The organism is Gordonia malaquae (genome assembly GCF_037148075.1).
GTDB classification, from domain to species: Bacteria; Actinomycetota; Actinomycetes; order Mycobacteriales; family Mycobacteriaceae; genus Gordonia; species Gordonia malaquae.
In genome coordinates this window covers 1-15512 of sequence record NZ_JBBCUB010000007.1, presented here as the reverse complement: position 1 = coordinate 15512, position 15512 = coordinate 1, and the positions used below count along the sequence as shown (strand labels likewise).

13 protein-coding genes and 1 tRNA gene are annotated in these 15512 nt (G+C 66.3%); 11 read left to right on the top strand and 3 right to left on the bottom strand.

The genetic code is table 11. The annotated features are described in order from the left end of the window. Positions 1-20: 20 nt before the first annotated feature. Entirely contained in the window at positions 21-1463 is a 1443-nt protein-coding gene (locus WFK36_RS20090; protein WP_008380569.1) for a threonine/serine exporter family protein, read from the bottom strand. An 80-nt stretch (positions 1464-1543) separates the two neighbouring features. Between WFK36_RS20090 and WFK36_RS20085 the strand changes: the two genes are divergently transcribed. Beyond that, positions 1544-1618: transfer RNA gene (locus WFK36_RS20085), tRNA-Thr, on the top strand. A gap of 165 nt (positions 1619-1783) precedes the next feature. Next, positions 1784-3031 (top strand): MFS transporter, encoded by a 1248-nt coding sequence (locus WFK36_RS20080; RefSeq protein WP_336793811.1) that lies wholly within the window; start codon positions 1784-1786, stop codon positions 3029-3031. Here WFK36_RS20080 and WFK36_RS20075 read toward each other — a convergent pair. Beyond that, the gene (locus WFK36_RS20075) at positions 2949-3809 is read right to left on the bottom strand and encodes a helix-turn-helix domain-containing protein (RefSeq protein ID WP_336793810.1); all 861 of its coding nucleotides are present in this window, start codon (positions 3807-3809) and stop codon (positions 2949-2951) included. The genes WFK36_RS20080 and WFK36_RS20075 overlap by 83 nt on opposite strands. 85 nt (positions 3810-3894) lie before the next feature. On the opposite strand from WFK36_RS20075, the gene WFK36_RS20070 reads away from it, so the two are divergent. Further along, a complete protein-coding gene (locus tag WFK36_RS20070) occupies positions 3895-5313 on the top strand; it encodes a decaprenylphosphoryl-beta-D-ribose oxidase (protein ID WP_336793808.1) in 1419 nt (472 codons plus the stop codon). 23 nt (positions 5314-5336) lie between these two features. Here WFK36_RS20070 and WFK36_RS20065 read toward each other — a convergent pair whose 3' ends face one another. Further along, positions 5337-5807: a GyrI-like domain-containing protein gene (locus WFK36_RS20065; protein ID WP_008380578.1), complete on the bottom strand. Its 471-nt coding sequence runs from the start codon at positions 5805-5807 to the stop codon at positions 5337-5339. 50 nt (positions 5808-5857) lie between these two features. Here WFK36_RS20065 and WFK36_RS20060 point away from each other — a divergent pair, with 50 nt between their 5' ends. The 8 genes from WFK36_RS20060 to WFK36_RS20025 all read left to right on the top strand — a co-directional run bounded on the left by WFK36_RS20060 (position 5858) and on the right by WFK36_RS20025 (position 15286). Then, positions 5858-7441, top strand: a complete 1584-nt coding sequence (locus tag WFK36_RS20060; protein WP_419717518.1) for a carboxylesterase/lipase family protein — start codon at positions 5858-5860, stop codon at positions 7439-7441. Further along, positions 7438-7827: a RidA family protein gene (locus tag WFK36_RS20055; RefSeq protein WP_336793805.1), complete on the top strand. Its 390-nt coding sequence runs from the start codon at positions 7438-7440 to the stop codon at positions 7825-7827. The genes WFK36_RS20060 and WFK36_RS20055 overlap by 4 nt, the downstream gene beginning before the upstream one ends. Beyond that, a complete protein-coding gene (locus WFK36_RS20050) occupies positions 7824-8996 on the top strand; it encodes a winged helix DNA-binding domain-containing protein (RefSeq protein WP_336793804.1) in 1173 nt (390 codons plus the stop codon). The genes WFK36_RS20055 and WFK36_RS20050 overlap by 4 nt, the downstream gene beginning before the upstream one ends. 513 nt (positions 8997-9509) lie before the next feature. Then, positions 9510-10220, top strand: a complete 711-nt coding sequence (locus tag WFK36_RS20045; RefSeq protein ID WP_040520415.1) for a response regulator transcription factor — start codon at positions 9510-9512, stop codon at positions 10218-10220. Further along, entirely contained in the window at positions 10217-11650 is a 1434-nt protein-coding gene (locus WFK36_RS20040) for a sensor histidine kinase (protein WP_336793803.1), read from the top strand. The genes WFK36_RS20045 and WFK36_RS20040 overlap by 4 nt, the downstream gene beginning before the upstream one ends. 9 nt (positions 11651-11659) lie before the next feature. Further along, positions 11660-12085, top strand: a complete 426-nt coding sequence (locus WFK36_RS20035) for an HIT family protein (protein WP_008380588.1) — start codon at positions 11660-11662, stop codon at positions 12083-12085. Positions 12086-12151: 66 nt separating this feature from the next. Next, entirely contained in the window at positions 12152-13669 is a 1518-nt protein-coding gene (locus WFK36_RS20030; protein ID WP_336793801.1) for a multicopper oxidase family protein, read from the top strand. A 27-nt stretch (positions 13670-13696) separates the two neighbouring features. Continuing rightward, positions 13697-15286 carry a multicopper oxidase family protein gene (locus WFK36_RS20025; RefSeq protein ID WP_336793800.1) on the top strand — a complete coding sequence of 530 codons (1590 nt, stop codon included), beginning with the start codon at positions 13697-13699 and terminating at the stop codon, positions 15284-15286. Positions 15287-15512 lie beyond the last annotated feature (226 nt).

The following is a 15512-nucleotide window of genomic DNA, read 5'->3' as shown; positions in this document are numbered from 1 at the left end:
TGCCTCACGCCGCGTGAGGGTCAAGGGTTTTCTCGTCGCGGCTTTCGGCGGGGGAAGTTCTCCGGGCGGACGGGGATCCGGACGAGGACTGCGGGAATGCTCGGTCGACGCAGCGAACGCGCGAGGAACTCGCCGAGCGTGACGCCCGCGGCGAGTGCACAACCGGTCGTCAGTGCGGCGGCGACCTGGCCGAATCCTTCGAGCGACTGCCCGCTCATGATTCCGTAGAGACCGCGGTAGATCGAGAGGCCGGGCAGCAGCGGTGTGATGCCCGCGACGGCGATGACCAGCGGCGGCGTCAATGCGCGACGAGCTGCCAGACCACCGACGAGTCCGACGACGACGGCCGCGGCGGCCGCGGCGACGATCGATCCGGCCTGAGTGAGCGCCAAGCCCAGCGATACGCCCGACGCGACGATGCCCGCACCGAACGCCACCGGGATCGCGCGACGCTCGGCGTAACTTCCGAGCGCGAACGCCCCGGCCGCGATCGCGGCACCGGTGATTCGAGCGAGTGTGTCGGCGGTGCCGAACGGCAACTGGGTTCCCAGGCCGGGCAGCGTCACGCCGAACCATTCGGTGACGCGCAGGGCCAGGGCGACTCCGGCGAGGATGCCGCCGGTCTGCAGGACCACTTCGGAGAACCGGGCGGTGCCGGTGATCGGGGCGCCGGTGATCGCGTCCTGCACCGAACCGACCAGGGACAAGCCGGACAGCAGAACCACGATGCCGGCCGCGATGATCTGCGACGGCAGAAAGTCGATGCCGATCTGCTCGCGCCAATGGAAAAGGGTCGCCGCAGGCATCACTGCGATGAAGCCGCCCGCGAACTGTTGGAAGAACACGGGGGTGCCGATCCGCGCCAGTCTGCGGTTCAGCGAGACGATCACCAGCGTGGTGATGAATGCGGTGAATCCGACGAAGAACGTGCCGCCCAGCAGGATCGAGATGCCCGCCGCCATCGCGCCCCACCCGAGCGTCGCCACCCAGTACGGATACGGGTGGTTTGCGGCGATGATCTCGTCGACGATCCGGTGCGCCGTCGTCGGGGTGATCGCCAGCTGGCGGATGCGTCGCACCAGCCGATCGACGTGTGCGAGACGAGTGAAGTCCAGCGATCGATAGTGGACGGTCCGCATCGCCATCACCGGGGGAAGTGAGTAACCACGTCGTGCACACACGACGATCGTGTTGAACGTGACGTCGATGTCGACGTCCTCCAAGCCGTAGATGCCCGCGACGAACTCGATCTGTTTGCGAGTGTCGATGGCGCCGGTGCCGGAGTCGAGGAGGACTGCGCCGATCTTCGCCGCCAGGTCCAGGACCTCGGTGATCGCGGCTTCGTCGTCGAGCGCGATCGGTTTGCGAGGTGCAACGACGATGCTGCCCGGCTCGATCGTGTCGATCGTCGCCTGGGCATTTCCTAGGACCTTCTCGAGTCCCCGGCGGAAGAACGCGCGCACGGTGTGATGCCTCCTCGTCGTGCGATCGTGGTGCTGGTGGTGGGTGAGCTACGGGCGGCGGATATACTTCTTCACCGCACGCCTCCTTAGCTCAGTGGTAGAGCACCGCTCTTGTAAAGCGAAGGTCGTCGGTTCAATCCCGACAGGGGGCTCCACCAGAGGGTCGGTGCGAGAAGACACTTCTCGCCCGGCCCTCTTCGTGTATCGCTGCGGCCGCCCCATGCGTGACAATTCTGCCACCGGAGATCCGTGGACGTTCGGTCCGATCCTGTGGAGTTTCGATCAAGTGGCGGCGCTGTCCGAGCCGGAGGATCGAAGACATGACACAACGCACCGCACCGTCGTCGACGGCCACCCAGTGGGCCTCGATCGTCGTGATGATGGCGACCAGTTTCGTCCTCGTCGTCGCCGAATTCCTTCCGCCCAGTCTGCTGCCCGCCATGGCCGAATCGTTGGGGGTGTCAGAAGGCAACGCCGGGCAGGCCGTCACCGTCACCGCATTCGTCGGTTTCTTGACGGCGCCGACGATCGGCATCCTCTTTCCGAGGCTGGACCGCAGGCTTCTGCTCGTGGGTCTGACGAGCGTGGCGGCGGTGTCGAATGTGCTGGTCGCGGTATCCGGAAGCATGTGGATGCTGCTGGTGGCCCGACTGCTGCTCGGTGCGTCGATCGGCGGTTTCTGGGCGATGTCGATCGCCGTGGCCTCGCGCCTCGCGCAACCCGCACACCTCGGCCGCGCCATGATGCTCGTCAACACCGGCACGACCGTCGCAACAGTCGCCGGAGTCCCGCTCGGCACCTACCTGGGGGAGGTGTTCGACTGGCGCGCAGTGTTCGCGGGCGCCGCCGTCCTGTCTGCCGTAGTGGCCGTCGCACTCTGGCGAGTGCTCCCGTTCGTCGAGCCGTCTGCAGCTGCACGCGTCAGCTCGCTCACCGAGACTCTCCGGGTGCCGGGCCTGTCACTGGGCCTCACCGGGCACGTCCTGACAGTGTTCGGACACTTCGCGGCGTTCACCTACATTCGAGTGGCACTCGAACGGAATCCGGATCTGGATGCAACGACGATCGCGGCGATCCTCGTCGTGTTCGGTGTCGGCGGGCTCGCAGGCAACTTCGCGGTCGGCATGGTCGTCGACCGCCACCTCGACATCGCCAGGTACGGAGTGCCTGCGCTGATCGCGTCGAGCATCGCGGTGGTCGCCGCGGCACCCGACAACGTCCCGCTGGTGGTCGCAGCAGTCGCCGTGTGGGGCTTCGGGTTCGGATCGTGGCTGATGGTGGTCTCGACCTGGATCGGCCGTCAGGCCCCCGACCGGATGGAGGCGGGCGGAGGCCTGTTGGTGGCAGGCTTCCAGATCGCGATCACCATCGGCGCCGCTGTCGGAGGAGCGTTGTCGGACACCGTCGGGATCACCGCTGCGCTCTGGATCGCGGTCGCCTCCGCGGTCGTCGGCGGAGTCTTGTTCGGCTCGGCGCGCGGCGACGTCAGCTCGCCGACGGCTGCGCCTGCCGATCCCGTCGCCATCGAGCCGGAGGATGTCCAGTGTGTCGGCGGAACGCGCGGCTGAAGCCTGCTTCGGATTCGTAGCCGAGCCGGTGTGCGGTCGCCGCCACCGGCTCGCCGTCGTTGAGCAGGCGCATGGCCTCCGCCATCCGAACACCGGCCAGATACGACGCCGGTGATCGCCCGGTCAGTTCTCGGAAGCGTTCGGCGAACGCCGAGCGGGACATGGTCGCTGCTCTCGCCAACTCGTCCACCGTCCACGCTCGGCCGGGTTCGGCGTGCAGCGCATCGATGACTCGCGACAGGTCCGGCTCTGCCAGCCGGTCGGCCCACAGGTCCGGAGCGCAGCCGCGTTCCAGCCACGTCCGCATGACAACCGACACGATGGTGGAGGTGATTCTGTTGCAGATCACGACGTCGCCGGGCCTCGTCGCCCCGGGGCCGGTGCCGATGGTGTCGATGAGACCGGCAACGGCGGGCTCGGCGGCTCGGAATCCGCCGATCACCACGGCAGTGGGGAGGGTGTGCAGCCACCTGCTCGGCGCGGGCGTCGGCGCGAACACGACGCTCACCATGTCGACATCGGTGAGCGCGCGGAGGCGGCCGCACGATCCGTGCGGCCACAAGATGACGTCGCCTGCCGCGATCAGTCGCGTCGTTCCACAGTCGTCGATTTCGAGGGAGCCGTCCACCAGATACCGGAACCCGGCGGTCGGACCGCCGTAGAGCCGATGCTCACCCGCTGACAACTGCTCGCGGCGTGACTCTTGAAGGGTCCATTCGAGGGCGGCGAGGGCCCGGTCGACGTTCTCGGCGTTGTTGGCCTGCGTGGGTGCACTCACTCCCTCTGCAAGCGCATCGCCGTCGCTCGTTATTCCTTGGGGAACTCGCAGGAGCCTCTCAGGGCGCGGCGGTACGTTCGCCGACGTGACTACGACTGCATACGACGTGGTGTCGACCAAGACCCTCAATGGCTGGTCGCGAACCAACAAGACCAGAGCCGCCGTTCTGGCGACACCGGATGTCGAGACGATCGCCCGCGCTGTCGCGAAGGTGGCAGACGCGAACGCCGATTCGCCGGGGTACCTCCGGAACGGTGTCATCGCACGAGGGCTCGGCCGTTCGTACAACGAATCGGCGCAGAACCGCGCCGGACTCACCGTCGACATGACTGCCGTGAACCGGATTCATCGGATCGACGGAGACGCTCTGATCGCCGATGTCGACGCGGGTGTCAGCCTCGATGCTCTGCTGCGGACGCTGGTCCCGCTCGGCCTGTGGCTGCCCGTGCTGCCCGGGACTCGGCAGGTCACGGTCGGCGGTGCGATCGCCCACGACATCCACGGCAAGAGCCATCACAGCAGCGGAAGTTTCGGCGACCAGGTCGCGGACCTCGATCTGCTGGTCGCGGACGGCCGAGTCTTGACGCTCGCACCTGACGGAACATCGGACGATCCGGATGGATCCCTGTACTGGACGACCGTCGCAGGACTCGGTCTCACCGGCATCGTGCTGCGTGCCCGTCTCCGACTCCAGCGGACCGAGACCGCGTACTTCCTCGCCGACGGCGTCGTCACCCACGACGCCCACGAGACCGTCGACCTGCACCGCACCGGCTGGAGCGACTCCGCCGAGTACAGCGCGGGCTGGTTCGACGCGGTGACGAAAGAACCGGCGCTGGGCCGCGGCTACTTCACTCGAGGACGTCTAGCCGCCGTCGACGAACTGCCGGCGAAACTCCGACGCGACCCGTTGCGGTTCGACGCACCGCAATACTTCACCGTGCCCGACGTGTTCCCGAGCGGTCTGGGCAACCGGCTGTCATTCGGGCTGATGAGCCGCGCCTACTTCCAGGCGGGCGGCACGTATGCAGGGAAGGTTCACAACATCACCGGCTTCCTGCATCCCCTCGACATCATGGGGGAGTGGAACCGCTTCTACGGCGGCACCGGCTTTCTGCAGTACCAGTTCGTGATCCCGCCGGAGAACCTCGACGCGTTCATCCCGCTTCTGTCCGAGGTGCGGGCCTCCGGTCACGCCAGCTTCGTCAACGTGCTCAAGATGTTCGGCGAAGGCAACCGCGCGCCGCTGTCGTTCCCGACGCCAGGCATGACCGTCACGTTCGACTTCGCGATCAAACGCGGCCTGGACAGGCTGATCTCCGAACTAGACCGTCGGGTGATCGACTTCGGTGGACGGCTCTACTCTGCGAAAGACTCCGTCACCTCGCCTGACACATTCCACTCCATGTATCCGCGGATCGACGAATGGATCGCGGTGCGCCGACGCATCGACCCGACCGGAGTGTTCGTCTCCGACATGGCCAAACGCCTCGACCTCGTCTGAAGCGGCGGTGCAACCGCGATGCGTCAGTACAGGATGATCAGATCGGTGCGGAGGTCTTCGGGTTCGGTCACCGACGGGTCGTTGACGTAGATCTCGATGACGCCGCGAGGATCGCCACCGCCGTTCACCTCGTGAACCTCGAAGAGCGACTCCCACGCTGAACTGATGCCCTCGTACGCGCCGACATGGCTCATGATGAGGGCGCGGCCGGACGGGAACACGCCGTTGTCGACGCCTTCGACGTCGGTCGGGGCGGCGACGGGGAAGCCGAGGGTGATGTCGAAGACGTCGTGGGGATCACCCTCGTACAGGCCGTAGCCGGGACCGATCGGTCCGCAGCCTGCGAGAGTCTGGAACGACTCGTCGAAGATGTCCCGGATGTCTTCCATCCGGACGTCGTAGAACTTCTGAGTGACAACGCGGATGTCGTCGGGAAGCGTCACCTCCATCGGCTGCAGGAACGACTCTTCGCGGAAGAACAGCGGGATGCTCATGCCCGCAAGGGTACGGCTCACACTGCGACATCGGCACTCCCCACGGCAGAATGGGGCACGTGATTCAAGATGATCTGGTCGTCGACACTCACTATGGTCCGCTGCGTGGTGTGGCGACCGAAACGCTGGACGTGTGGAGAGGCATCGCCTACGCCCAGCCGCCGGTAGGCGACCTGCGGTGGCGGCACGCGGTCGATCCGACACCGCACACCGACGTGGTCCCGGCAGACACTTTTGGACCGGTGTGCCCGCAGCCGGTGATGCCGGTGATCGAACTCGGCGACGGCACCCGGCAGGAGGAGGACTGCCTCTACCTCAATGTGTCCACCCCGCGCGGCGCGTCGCGCAGCGACACCCGGCTCCCGGTGCTGGTGTGGATTCACGGCGGCGCCTACCTGTGCGGTTCGGGTTCACAACCCCTGTACGACGCGACGTCGCTGATCGGCACGGGTGTCGAGACAGGCACCCCGGTGATCGTCGTGACGATCAACTACCGACTCGGCGCGTTCGGGTTCGTCGACTTCTCGTCGTGGTCGGACGCCGACCGGACGTTCGACGCGAACTGCGGGATGTCCGATGTGCTGGCCGCGCTGCGCTGGGTGAACCTGAACATCAGCGCCTTCGGCGGCGACCCCGGGAACGTGACTGTCTTCGGGGAGTCGGCAGGAGGCGGAGTCGTCACGACGCTTCTGACCATGCCGAGCGCGGAGGGACTCGTGCATCGGGCCATCGCACAGAGTTCCCCGGCGACGTCGGTGTACGGCCCCGACCGCGCGGCTCGCTACGCGCAGGCGATGCTCGACCTCATGCCGGCCGAACGAGTGAGCCCGGATCTGCTTCGAGACATCCCTGTCGACGCTCTTGTGGCGGCGTCGCAGCAGATGTTCCTGTCGGTGCCTCGGGAGCATCCCGGCACCATCGCGCACACGCCGATCGTCGACGGCGACCTGATCCCGGATGACCCGCTCCGTGTGTACGAGTCCGGGCGCGCACTGCCGGTGCCGCTGATGATCGGCACGAATCGGCACGAGACGTCGCTGTTCAAGTGGATGTCGTCGCCCCTCATGCCAGTGAAGTCGGAGCATGTCGACGCGATGTTCACCCTCATCGGCACCGAGCAGCCGCATCTCCCGTTGCCTGAGCCGGAACAGCTCGACGAGTCGTATCAGCACGTGAAGGCTCGGGTGCGCAGCATGGCGATCTCCCGCGACATAGGGTTCCGCATGCCCGCGTTGTGGATCGCCGAAGCGCACAACTCGCAAGCGTCGGTGCACCTATACCGCTTCGACTGGGCGACGCCGCTGCTGCGGTTCATCGGTTTCGGCGCTGCTCACGCCACTGAACTGCCGTACGTGTGGGGCAATCCGGCGTCCACCAAACGCGATCCGATGTACCGATTGGGCGGCCGACCGACTGGCGACGAGGTGACCGCCCGCGTCCAGCGTCGATGGCTGGCGTTCGCAACCTCAGCCGACCCGAACATCGGCGACGACATCCCCGGCAACGCACAATGGGACCCCTACACCGTCGACGATCACGCCTCGCTGCGGATCGGTGCGGTCGATTCCGCCGCAGTCGGTCTCGACGACGCGATGCTCCGCGCCTGGGGCGACGAGGTCCTCAGCTTCCAATGACGATCAGTCGATTCGGGTCCGACGCGTTGTTCGACGGAGGGTTCGCCTACGGTTCGCGCGTTCGCGGCGAACAACTGTTCACAGCAGGCGTATCGCCACTGGACGAGCACGGGGCAGTCGTGGCGCCCGGCGACCCGATCGCCCAGACCTCGCACGTCGTCCAACTGCTGGCCACACTTCTCGCGGAGCAGGGGAGCACTGTCGACGACATCGCCAAACTGACCGTCTATGTCGAGACGGCCGACCGCGCGGACGTCGCCGCGGTGTGGGGCGCGGTGGAAGAGGCGTTCGCCGGGGACACTCCTCCGGCCGTGATCGTCGCGGTCACCGTCCTGCCGTACCCGGGCCAACGAATCGAGATCGACGCCGTTACGGTGGCTCGATGACACGACCACATGTCGACGACACCGCACGCCGCGCTCGATTTCAGCGGAGACATCTGCTCGACGGGACAGTGGGCACGCCGGTTGTCGAGATCGCCGACGCGGTTGTCGGATTGCACGCGACCACCGCGTCCACCGTGCATCTGTCGGCATGGGCGCGTAACGGCGAGATCACCGCGAACGACGTCGACACCGCGCTCTACGACGATCGAACGGTCGTGAAACAGCTCGCGATGCGGCGAACACTGTTCGTCATGAGCCGACCGGTCCTCGCCGACGCGGTGGGCGCGGTCGGCAGCCGGGTCGCGGCGTCGGAACGCACCAACATGCTCCGTGACCTGCGTCGCGACGACGGACCCGCCGACCCCGAAGGCTGGATCGATCAAGCGCGGTCGGCGGTCCTCGATCTCCTCGACGGAACCGAACTCGTGGCCGCCGAGGTGCGGAAAGCTCTGCCCGATTTCGACATCTCGATCATGCGCGACGCCGGGAAGTCGTACGGCGGACTCTCGCCGATGCTCCCGCGCCTGCTCAATCACCTGGCAGCGGCGGGCGACGTGGTCCGCGGGACCAATCGCGCGACGTGGGCGGTGTCGCGGCCCGGCTGGACGTCGATGTCGTCGTGGTTGGGTGAGCCTCTCGCGGCCGTCAGCCCGGAGGATGGCCACCGCGATCTTGTGGCCCGCTGGCTCCGCTCGTTCGGTCCGGGAACCGAGGCCGACCTCGTGTGGTGGCTCGGGTCGACGAAGACCGCGGTGCGGAAGGCGGTCGCTGCCCTGGACGTGGTCGAGGTGGACCTCGACTCCGGCGAGACCGGCTACCTGATGGCCGACGACCTCGACCCCGTCGACGAGGTGGAGCCGCGGGCGCTGCTGCTGCCGGGCCTGGACCCGGCGACCATGGGGTGGCGCGGCCGCGAGTTCTACCTCGATCCCGCGCACGTCCCGCACCTGTTCGACACGAATGGCAACGGTGGACAGACCGCATGGTGGGACGGCCGGATCGTCGGAGGCTGGGTGCAAGAGGACAACCGCGTCCGCGTCCAACTCCTGGAGGACGTTCCCGCTGACGGTGTCCGAGCGCTCGACGCCCGGGCCGCCGAACTCGCCGAGTGGCTCGGCGACGTTCGCCTGACCCAGGGCCTCTTCGCCTCCCCGATGATGAAGTCCTGACCCTGCGCCCTTGCTCGTTGAGCGCCTTTCGTCTCGCAAGCTCGCTCAAGACCCGCGAAGCGAGTCGAAGCGTCGTGTCGCCCCAGCACGTCAGTCGTCGGCGCGGGCCAGGTCGGGAACAGGGTCGCTCAGCGGACGGAGTCCGCGTTTGGACAGTGTGTGGAGTAGCTCAAACCGTCCCGCGATGAGTGCACGACGTTTCGCCCGTCCCCAACCGTGAACCTTGCGTTCGGCCGCGTACGCCTCTTGTATGGTTTCGAACTCTGCGGCGTACACAAGCTCGACCGACCGCCGAGTTCGTGTGCTCGCTCAACGAGCAGGGGGACTTGCCAATTGAGCTGAAAGGAATGTGGTGCAACGCCCAGTTGTCGGGTGCGGACGCTTCGACTCGCTTCGCGGGTCTTGAGCGAGCTTGCGAGACGAAAGGCGCTCAACGGGCAGGGGACGCCGGCTCACAGGAAGCTCCCAGCGTTCGGACAGCGGGGGAGGAGGCGGTCGGTGCACGATGGTGACATGACCGTGAGTTCCCCAGCCGTGCCCGCAAAAGTTCTGGTCGTCGATGACGAGGAGAACATCCGGGAACTGTTGTCGGTGTCCTTGAAGTTCCAGGGCATGGACGTGCGCTCAGCCGCCGACGGACCGCGCGCCCTGGACATCACCCGCACCTTCAAACCCGACGTCCTGATCCTGGACGTGATGATGCCCGGCATGGACGGCTTCGGACTGCTGCGACGACTGCGCGCGGACGGCATAGGCGCGCCCGCGCTGTTCCTGTCGGCGCGCGACTCCGTCGAAGACAAGGTCAACGGACTCACCGTCGGCGGGGACGACTACGTGACCAAACCGTTCAGCCTGGAAGAGGTCGTCGCACGGCTCGGTGTGCTGCTCCGCCGCAGCGGACACGGACAGGAGTCTCAGGCGTCGTCGCGCATCGTGTTCGCCGATCTGGAACTCGATGAGGAGACCCACGAAGTGCTCAAGGACGGCGAACTCGTCTCGCTGTCGCCGACAGAGTTCACACTGCTCCGGTACTTCATGGTCAACGCGGGAACTGTGCTGTCGAAGCCACGCATTCTCGATCACGTGTGGAACTACGACTTCGGCGGCGACGTGAACGTGGTCGAGTCGTACGTGTCATATCTGCGACGCAAGATCGACACCGGCCCGGTCCGGCTCATCCACACCCTGCGCGGTGTGGGCTACGTGATGCGTGAGCCTCGATGAACGTGGTGTCCGAACGCATGCGGTCGATGCCGCTGCGGGTGACACTTGTCGTCCTGACCGTCATCCTGGTGCTGGCGGGCCTCGGAGTCTCCGGAGTGGTGGTGACATCCGCGATGCGGAGCGATCTGCTCACCCGCGTCGATGAGGGGCTCACCGACGCCGTCCACGGGTGGGCACGACCGCCGGACGTCCGTGACGGTGACATGCCGGGTCCTCCTGGCCTGCGGCGCCCGAAGTCGCAATACTTCGTGACCGCGACGTCGTCGGACGGGTTTGAGATCACGTTCAACGACTTCGGCTCCAGCCCAGACCTGTCGAGCCTCTCGTCGTCGGAGGGCACGTCGCCGGTGACCGTGTCGTCGTCTGGGGCGGGCCCGGACTGGCGGGTGGTCAAGAGGGTGTCGGCCGGGTCGACGGTGGTGGTGGCGATCCCGTTGACCGACGTCGACGCGACGATGACGCGGTTGATCTGGCTGCAGGTCGGTGTCGGCTGCATCGTGGTCGTCCTGATCGGGGCGCTCAGCTACCTGTTGGTCCGGTCCAGTCTGCGTCCGTTGCGCCGCGTCGAAGAGACCGCCCACGCCATCGCGGGTGGCGACCTTCACCGACGAGTCCCGGCTCGACCGGCGAACACCGAGGTCGGGAGTCTCGGCGAGTCGCTCAACGCGATGCTGGCGCAGATCCAGAACGCCTTCGCCGCGACTGCGGCGTCTGAACGTCAGGCGCGAGCCTCCGAAGAGAAGATGCGGCGATTCATCGCCGACGCGTCTCACGAACTCCGCACACCGTTGACGTCGATCAAGGGTTTCGCCGATCTGATGGCGCTGGGCGCCGTCACCGACTCCTCCGACGCAGTCCGTCGGATCTCCGGCGAAGCCGACCGGATGACGATGCTTGTCGAGGACCTCCTCATGCTGGCACGGCTGGACGCACACCGGCCCGTCGAGAACGCCCCGGTTGAGGTGCTTCCCCTGCTCGTCGACTCCGTCGAGGCAGCACGGGCGTCGGCACCGGGCCGTCAGATCGACCTCGACCTGGCCGGTTTCGATCCGACAGCGCAGGTCAACGGGGATCGACTCCGACTCCGTCAGGTGCTGGGCAACCTGCTGGGCAACGCAGTCGCTCACACTGCACCCGACGGCCCGATCACCCTGGCGGCGCGGATACACGGTGAAGAGGTGATCGTCGAGGTCGCCGATTCTGGCCCGGGCCTGACCACCGACGAGCAGGCACACGTCTTCGAACGATTCTACCGGGGCGACCCGTCCCGACACCGGAATGTCTCGGACAGCGGAAGCGGACTCGGCCTATCGATCGTGGCCGCGCTCATCGCCGCTCACGACGGCCGAGTGGGCGTTCGTTCCACTCCGGGGGAAGGCGCGACCTTCTGGTTCGCGCTGCCCCGCGCACGCGGAGTGCAGGCTCGGTAAGGTTCGGACATGGCCTCGGTTTTCACGCACATCATCAACGGCGATCTGCCCGGACGTTTCGTCTGGAAGGACGGACAGAGCGTCGGGTTCCTGACCATCAACCCGGTGACACCCGGACACGTGCTCGTGGTGCCGCGCAAGGAGATCGATCACTGGGAGCAGATCGACACCCCGACGTTCACTCACCTGTCCGACGTCTCGCAGAAGATCGGCCGTGCCGTCAAGGACGCGTTCGACGCACCGCGAATGGGCCTGTTGATCGCCGGGCTCGAAGTGCCGCACCTGCACATCCACGTGTTCCCCGCGCACTCGCTGGAGTCGTTCGACCTCACTCAGGCAGATCAGAACCCGTCGCCGGAATCACTCGACGACGCCGCAGAACGCATCCGCGCATCGCTGCGCGCGCTCGGATACGGAGAGAACGTCCCCGACTGATCTCCGCACCGACCCGGCCCTGCGTATAAGCTCATCCGATCAACGGACAGGGCGAACGGGAGCGGAGTGGACGTCCACGAAACGGTGTCGCGGCGGACACTGCTCAAAGGTGTAGGTCTCGCTGTCCTCGGCGCCGGTGCTGTGGCCTGCACATCGCGTTCGGAACCTGAACCGGAAGCCGCGGCCGCCGTCGTTCGACCGCTGCCGATCCCACCCGTGCTCGCACCGCGCAAGGTCGGCAAGACCAAAGTCTTCGGCCTGGAGGCGCGGACGGGCACCAGCGAGATCGTTCCCGGCACCCGCACGGGGACCTGGGGATACAACGGCGCGAACCTCGGCCCGACGATCCGCGTCACGCGCGGAGACAACGTCCGGATCAATGTCCGGAACGCGCTACCCGATACCACCACGGTCCACTGGCATGGGCTGCACGTTCCTCCAGACATGGACGGCGGCCCGCATCAACCGATCGAGTCGGGCCGGGCATTCGCCTCACGCTTCCGAGTTCGCCAACAGGCCGCGACCCTCTGGTATCACCCCGACCTGCACGGGAGCACCAGTCTGCAGACGTCCCGCGGGCTTGCCGGGATGATGATCGTCGACGATGCGGCGACGTCGCGTCACGACCTCCCGCGGCGGTACGGCATGGACGACATCCCGCTGATCCTGCAAGACAAACGTTTCACCTCCACCGGAGCACTCGACGAGACCGACCGAGCCGACGTCGGACTGCTCGGCGACACCCCGACGGTCAACGGCATCACCCAACCGACATTCACCGCCACCACCCGCCGGGTGCGATTCCGCGTCGTCGACGCCTCGACCGCACGCCTCTACAACCTCGCGTTCTCCGACAACCGGCGATTCACCGTCATCGGAACCGACGGCGGGCTCCTCGACAAGCCGATGACGGCGACCAGCATCGGGATCAGTCCGGGCGAACGGACCGAGATCGTCGTCGATCTCAGCCCAGGCGAGACCGTCCAACTGCGCGCGGTCGCGTTCCCCGGAAACCTCGGCGTCGACGACGCCGCGCCCGACTTCGGACTGCAGGACGAGTTCGATCTGATGACGGTGATCGGCCCGGCACCGACGGCGCCGAAGCCACGCGCGTTGCCGACCGGGCTCAACCCGACGTTGCGCAACTCGCCGAACACCGGAATCGCGCACAAGCGGTACTTCGATCTCCAGTGGTTCCAGATCAACGGCCAGCTGTTCGATCCCGCACGCGTCGACGCCGTCGTCCCCGTCGGGAAGACCGAGATCTGGACGGTGCGCAACACCGACACCTGGATTCACAACTTCCACATCCACGGAACGCAGTTCCGAGTGCTCTCACTCGACAAGGCACATCCGAAGCCGCCGACCGCAGGGTGGAAGGACACCGTCCTCCTCCCACCGGGTGCGGTCGCACGACTCGCGGTGCGCTTCACCGACTACACGTCGACCCGCTGGCCATACCAGTTCGGTTGCCACCTGATGTTCCACCAAGACAAGGGGATGGAAGGCCAGCTCGTGGTCGTCCGTCCAGGCCAGAAGCCGTCGGCGGTGCTCGGCCGGCCACCGCGCCGACGCAAGCGCTGATCGGCAGGCCCGAGGAGAGAGAAAGCCATGAACGCAGCCGAATCGATCAGTCGTCGGACGTGGCTGAAAGGCGCAGGGGTGGTGGCCGCCGCGACCGTTGTCGCGGCGTGCTCGTCAGACGACGCGGCACCCGACGGCTCCGGACCGCCGGACAGTCGCCCCCGCCCATTGCCTATCCCGCCGGTCCTGAAGCCGACAGCATCAGGAACGACGAAGGTCTTCCGTCTCGAAGCGAAACCGGGCACCAGCGAGATCGTCGCAGGAACGAGCACCCCCACCTGGGGCTACAACGGAACGATTCTCGGTCCGACGATCCGGGTGCGCCGTGGTGAGGACATTCGAGTCAAGGTCGGAAACGCGCTTCCGGAGATGACAACGGTGCACTGGCACGGCATGCACCTGCCGGCGAACATGGACGGCGGACCACACCAGCCGATCATGCCCGGTGACACGTGGACCGCCGAATACACGATCAAACAGCAGGCAGCGACCCTTTGGTACCACCCGCACCCGCACGGGACCACCAGCCGCCACGCCTATCGCGGACTCTCCGGGCTGCTCATCGTCGACGACGACCAGTCCGACCAGCTCGATCTCCCGAACCGCTACGGGATCGACGACATCCCACTGATCGTCCAGGACAAGCGCTTCACCTCCGACCACATGCTCGACGAGACAGACCGTGAAGACGTCGGACTCATCGGCGACACCGCCGTCGTCAATGGAATCAGCGGACCGACCTTCACCGCGACCACCCGTCGTGTCCGATTCCGCATCCTCGACGGTTCGACGATGCGACTGTTCAACCTCGCCTTCTCCGACCGACGTGATTTCACGATCATCGGGTCGGACGGCGGACTCCTCGACCGACCGGTCACCGCGACAAGCGTCTACCTCAGTCCGGGCGAACGTGCCGAGATCGTCGTCGACCTGGAACCCGAGGAGAAGGTGACGTTGAAAGCAGTCCGGTTCGCCGACAACCTCGAAGTAGACGACGATGACGCCCCCGACTTCGGACTGAAGGACGAGTTCGACCTGCTGTCCATCGTGGGGCCGCCCGCAGAAGCCGCCGTGCCGCCCGTGTTGCCGACCGGACTCAACCCGACGCTCAGGGCTCCCGCCCGTCCCGCCGCCACCGCCAAGAAGCGAACCTTCGACATGGAGTGGTTCCAGATCAACAACCGCCTCATGGACATCACGCGAGTCGCCGACACCGTGGACGTGGACACCGACGAGATCTGGACCATCGCCAACAAGGACAACTGGATTCACAACTTCCACGTCCACGACACCCAGTTCCGAGTCCTGTCGCTCGACAAGACAAGCACCACCCCGCTCATCGACGGGTGGAAGGACACGATCCTGCTGGCGCCCGGCGCCGTCGCGACCATCGCCCTCCGGTTCACCGACTACACGTCCAACCGGTGGCCGTACATGTACCACTGCCACCTGATGTTCCACGAGGACCAAGGAATGATGGGCCAGTTCGTCGTCGTGAAACCCGGACAGAAGCCGTCGCCGGCCATCGGCTCGGGACTGGAGCACGACATGAGTCCGAAGCCGTCGAACAGCCGATTCGCACCCGAAACGTCGTCCAGTCATCGGCATTCCGGGTAGCGCAAGGCTCTGACCAGGCGATTTGGCTTTCTGTGGGCCGATGCGTAACTTATATCGAGTCCGAGCGGCCAGGCCTCGAAGGACAAACTCCCTTCAACTTCTTCACCGGGTCGCAAGATTCTGGTGGTGGTGTTGGTGGGTCCGGTTGCCGCCGATACGCCGATTTGCACTGCAGAGCGGGGTGAGGCTAGACTGGAAAAGTTCGCCCGAAACGGCGGCAAATATT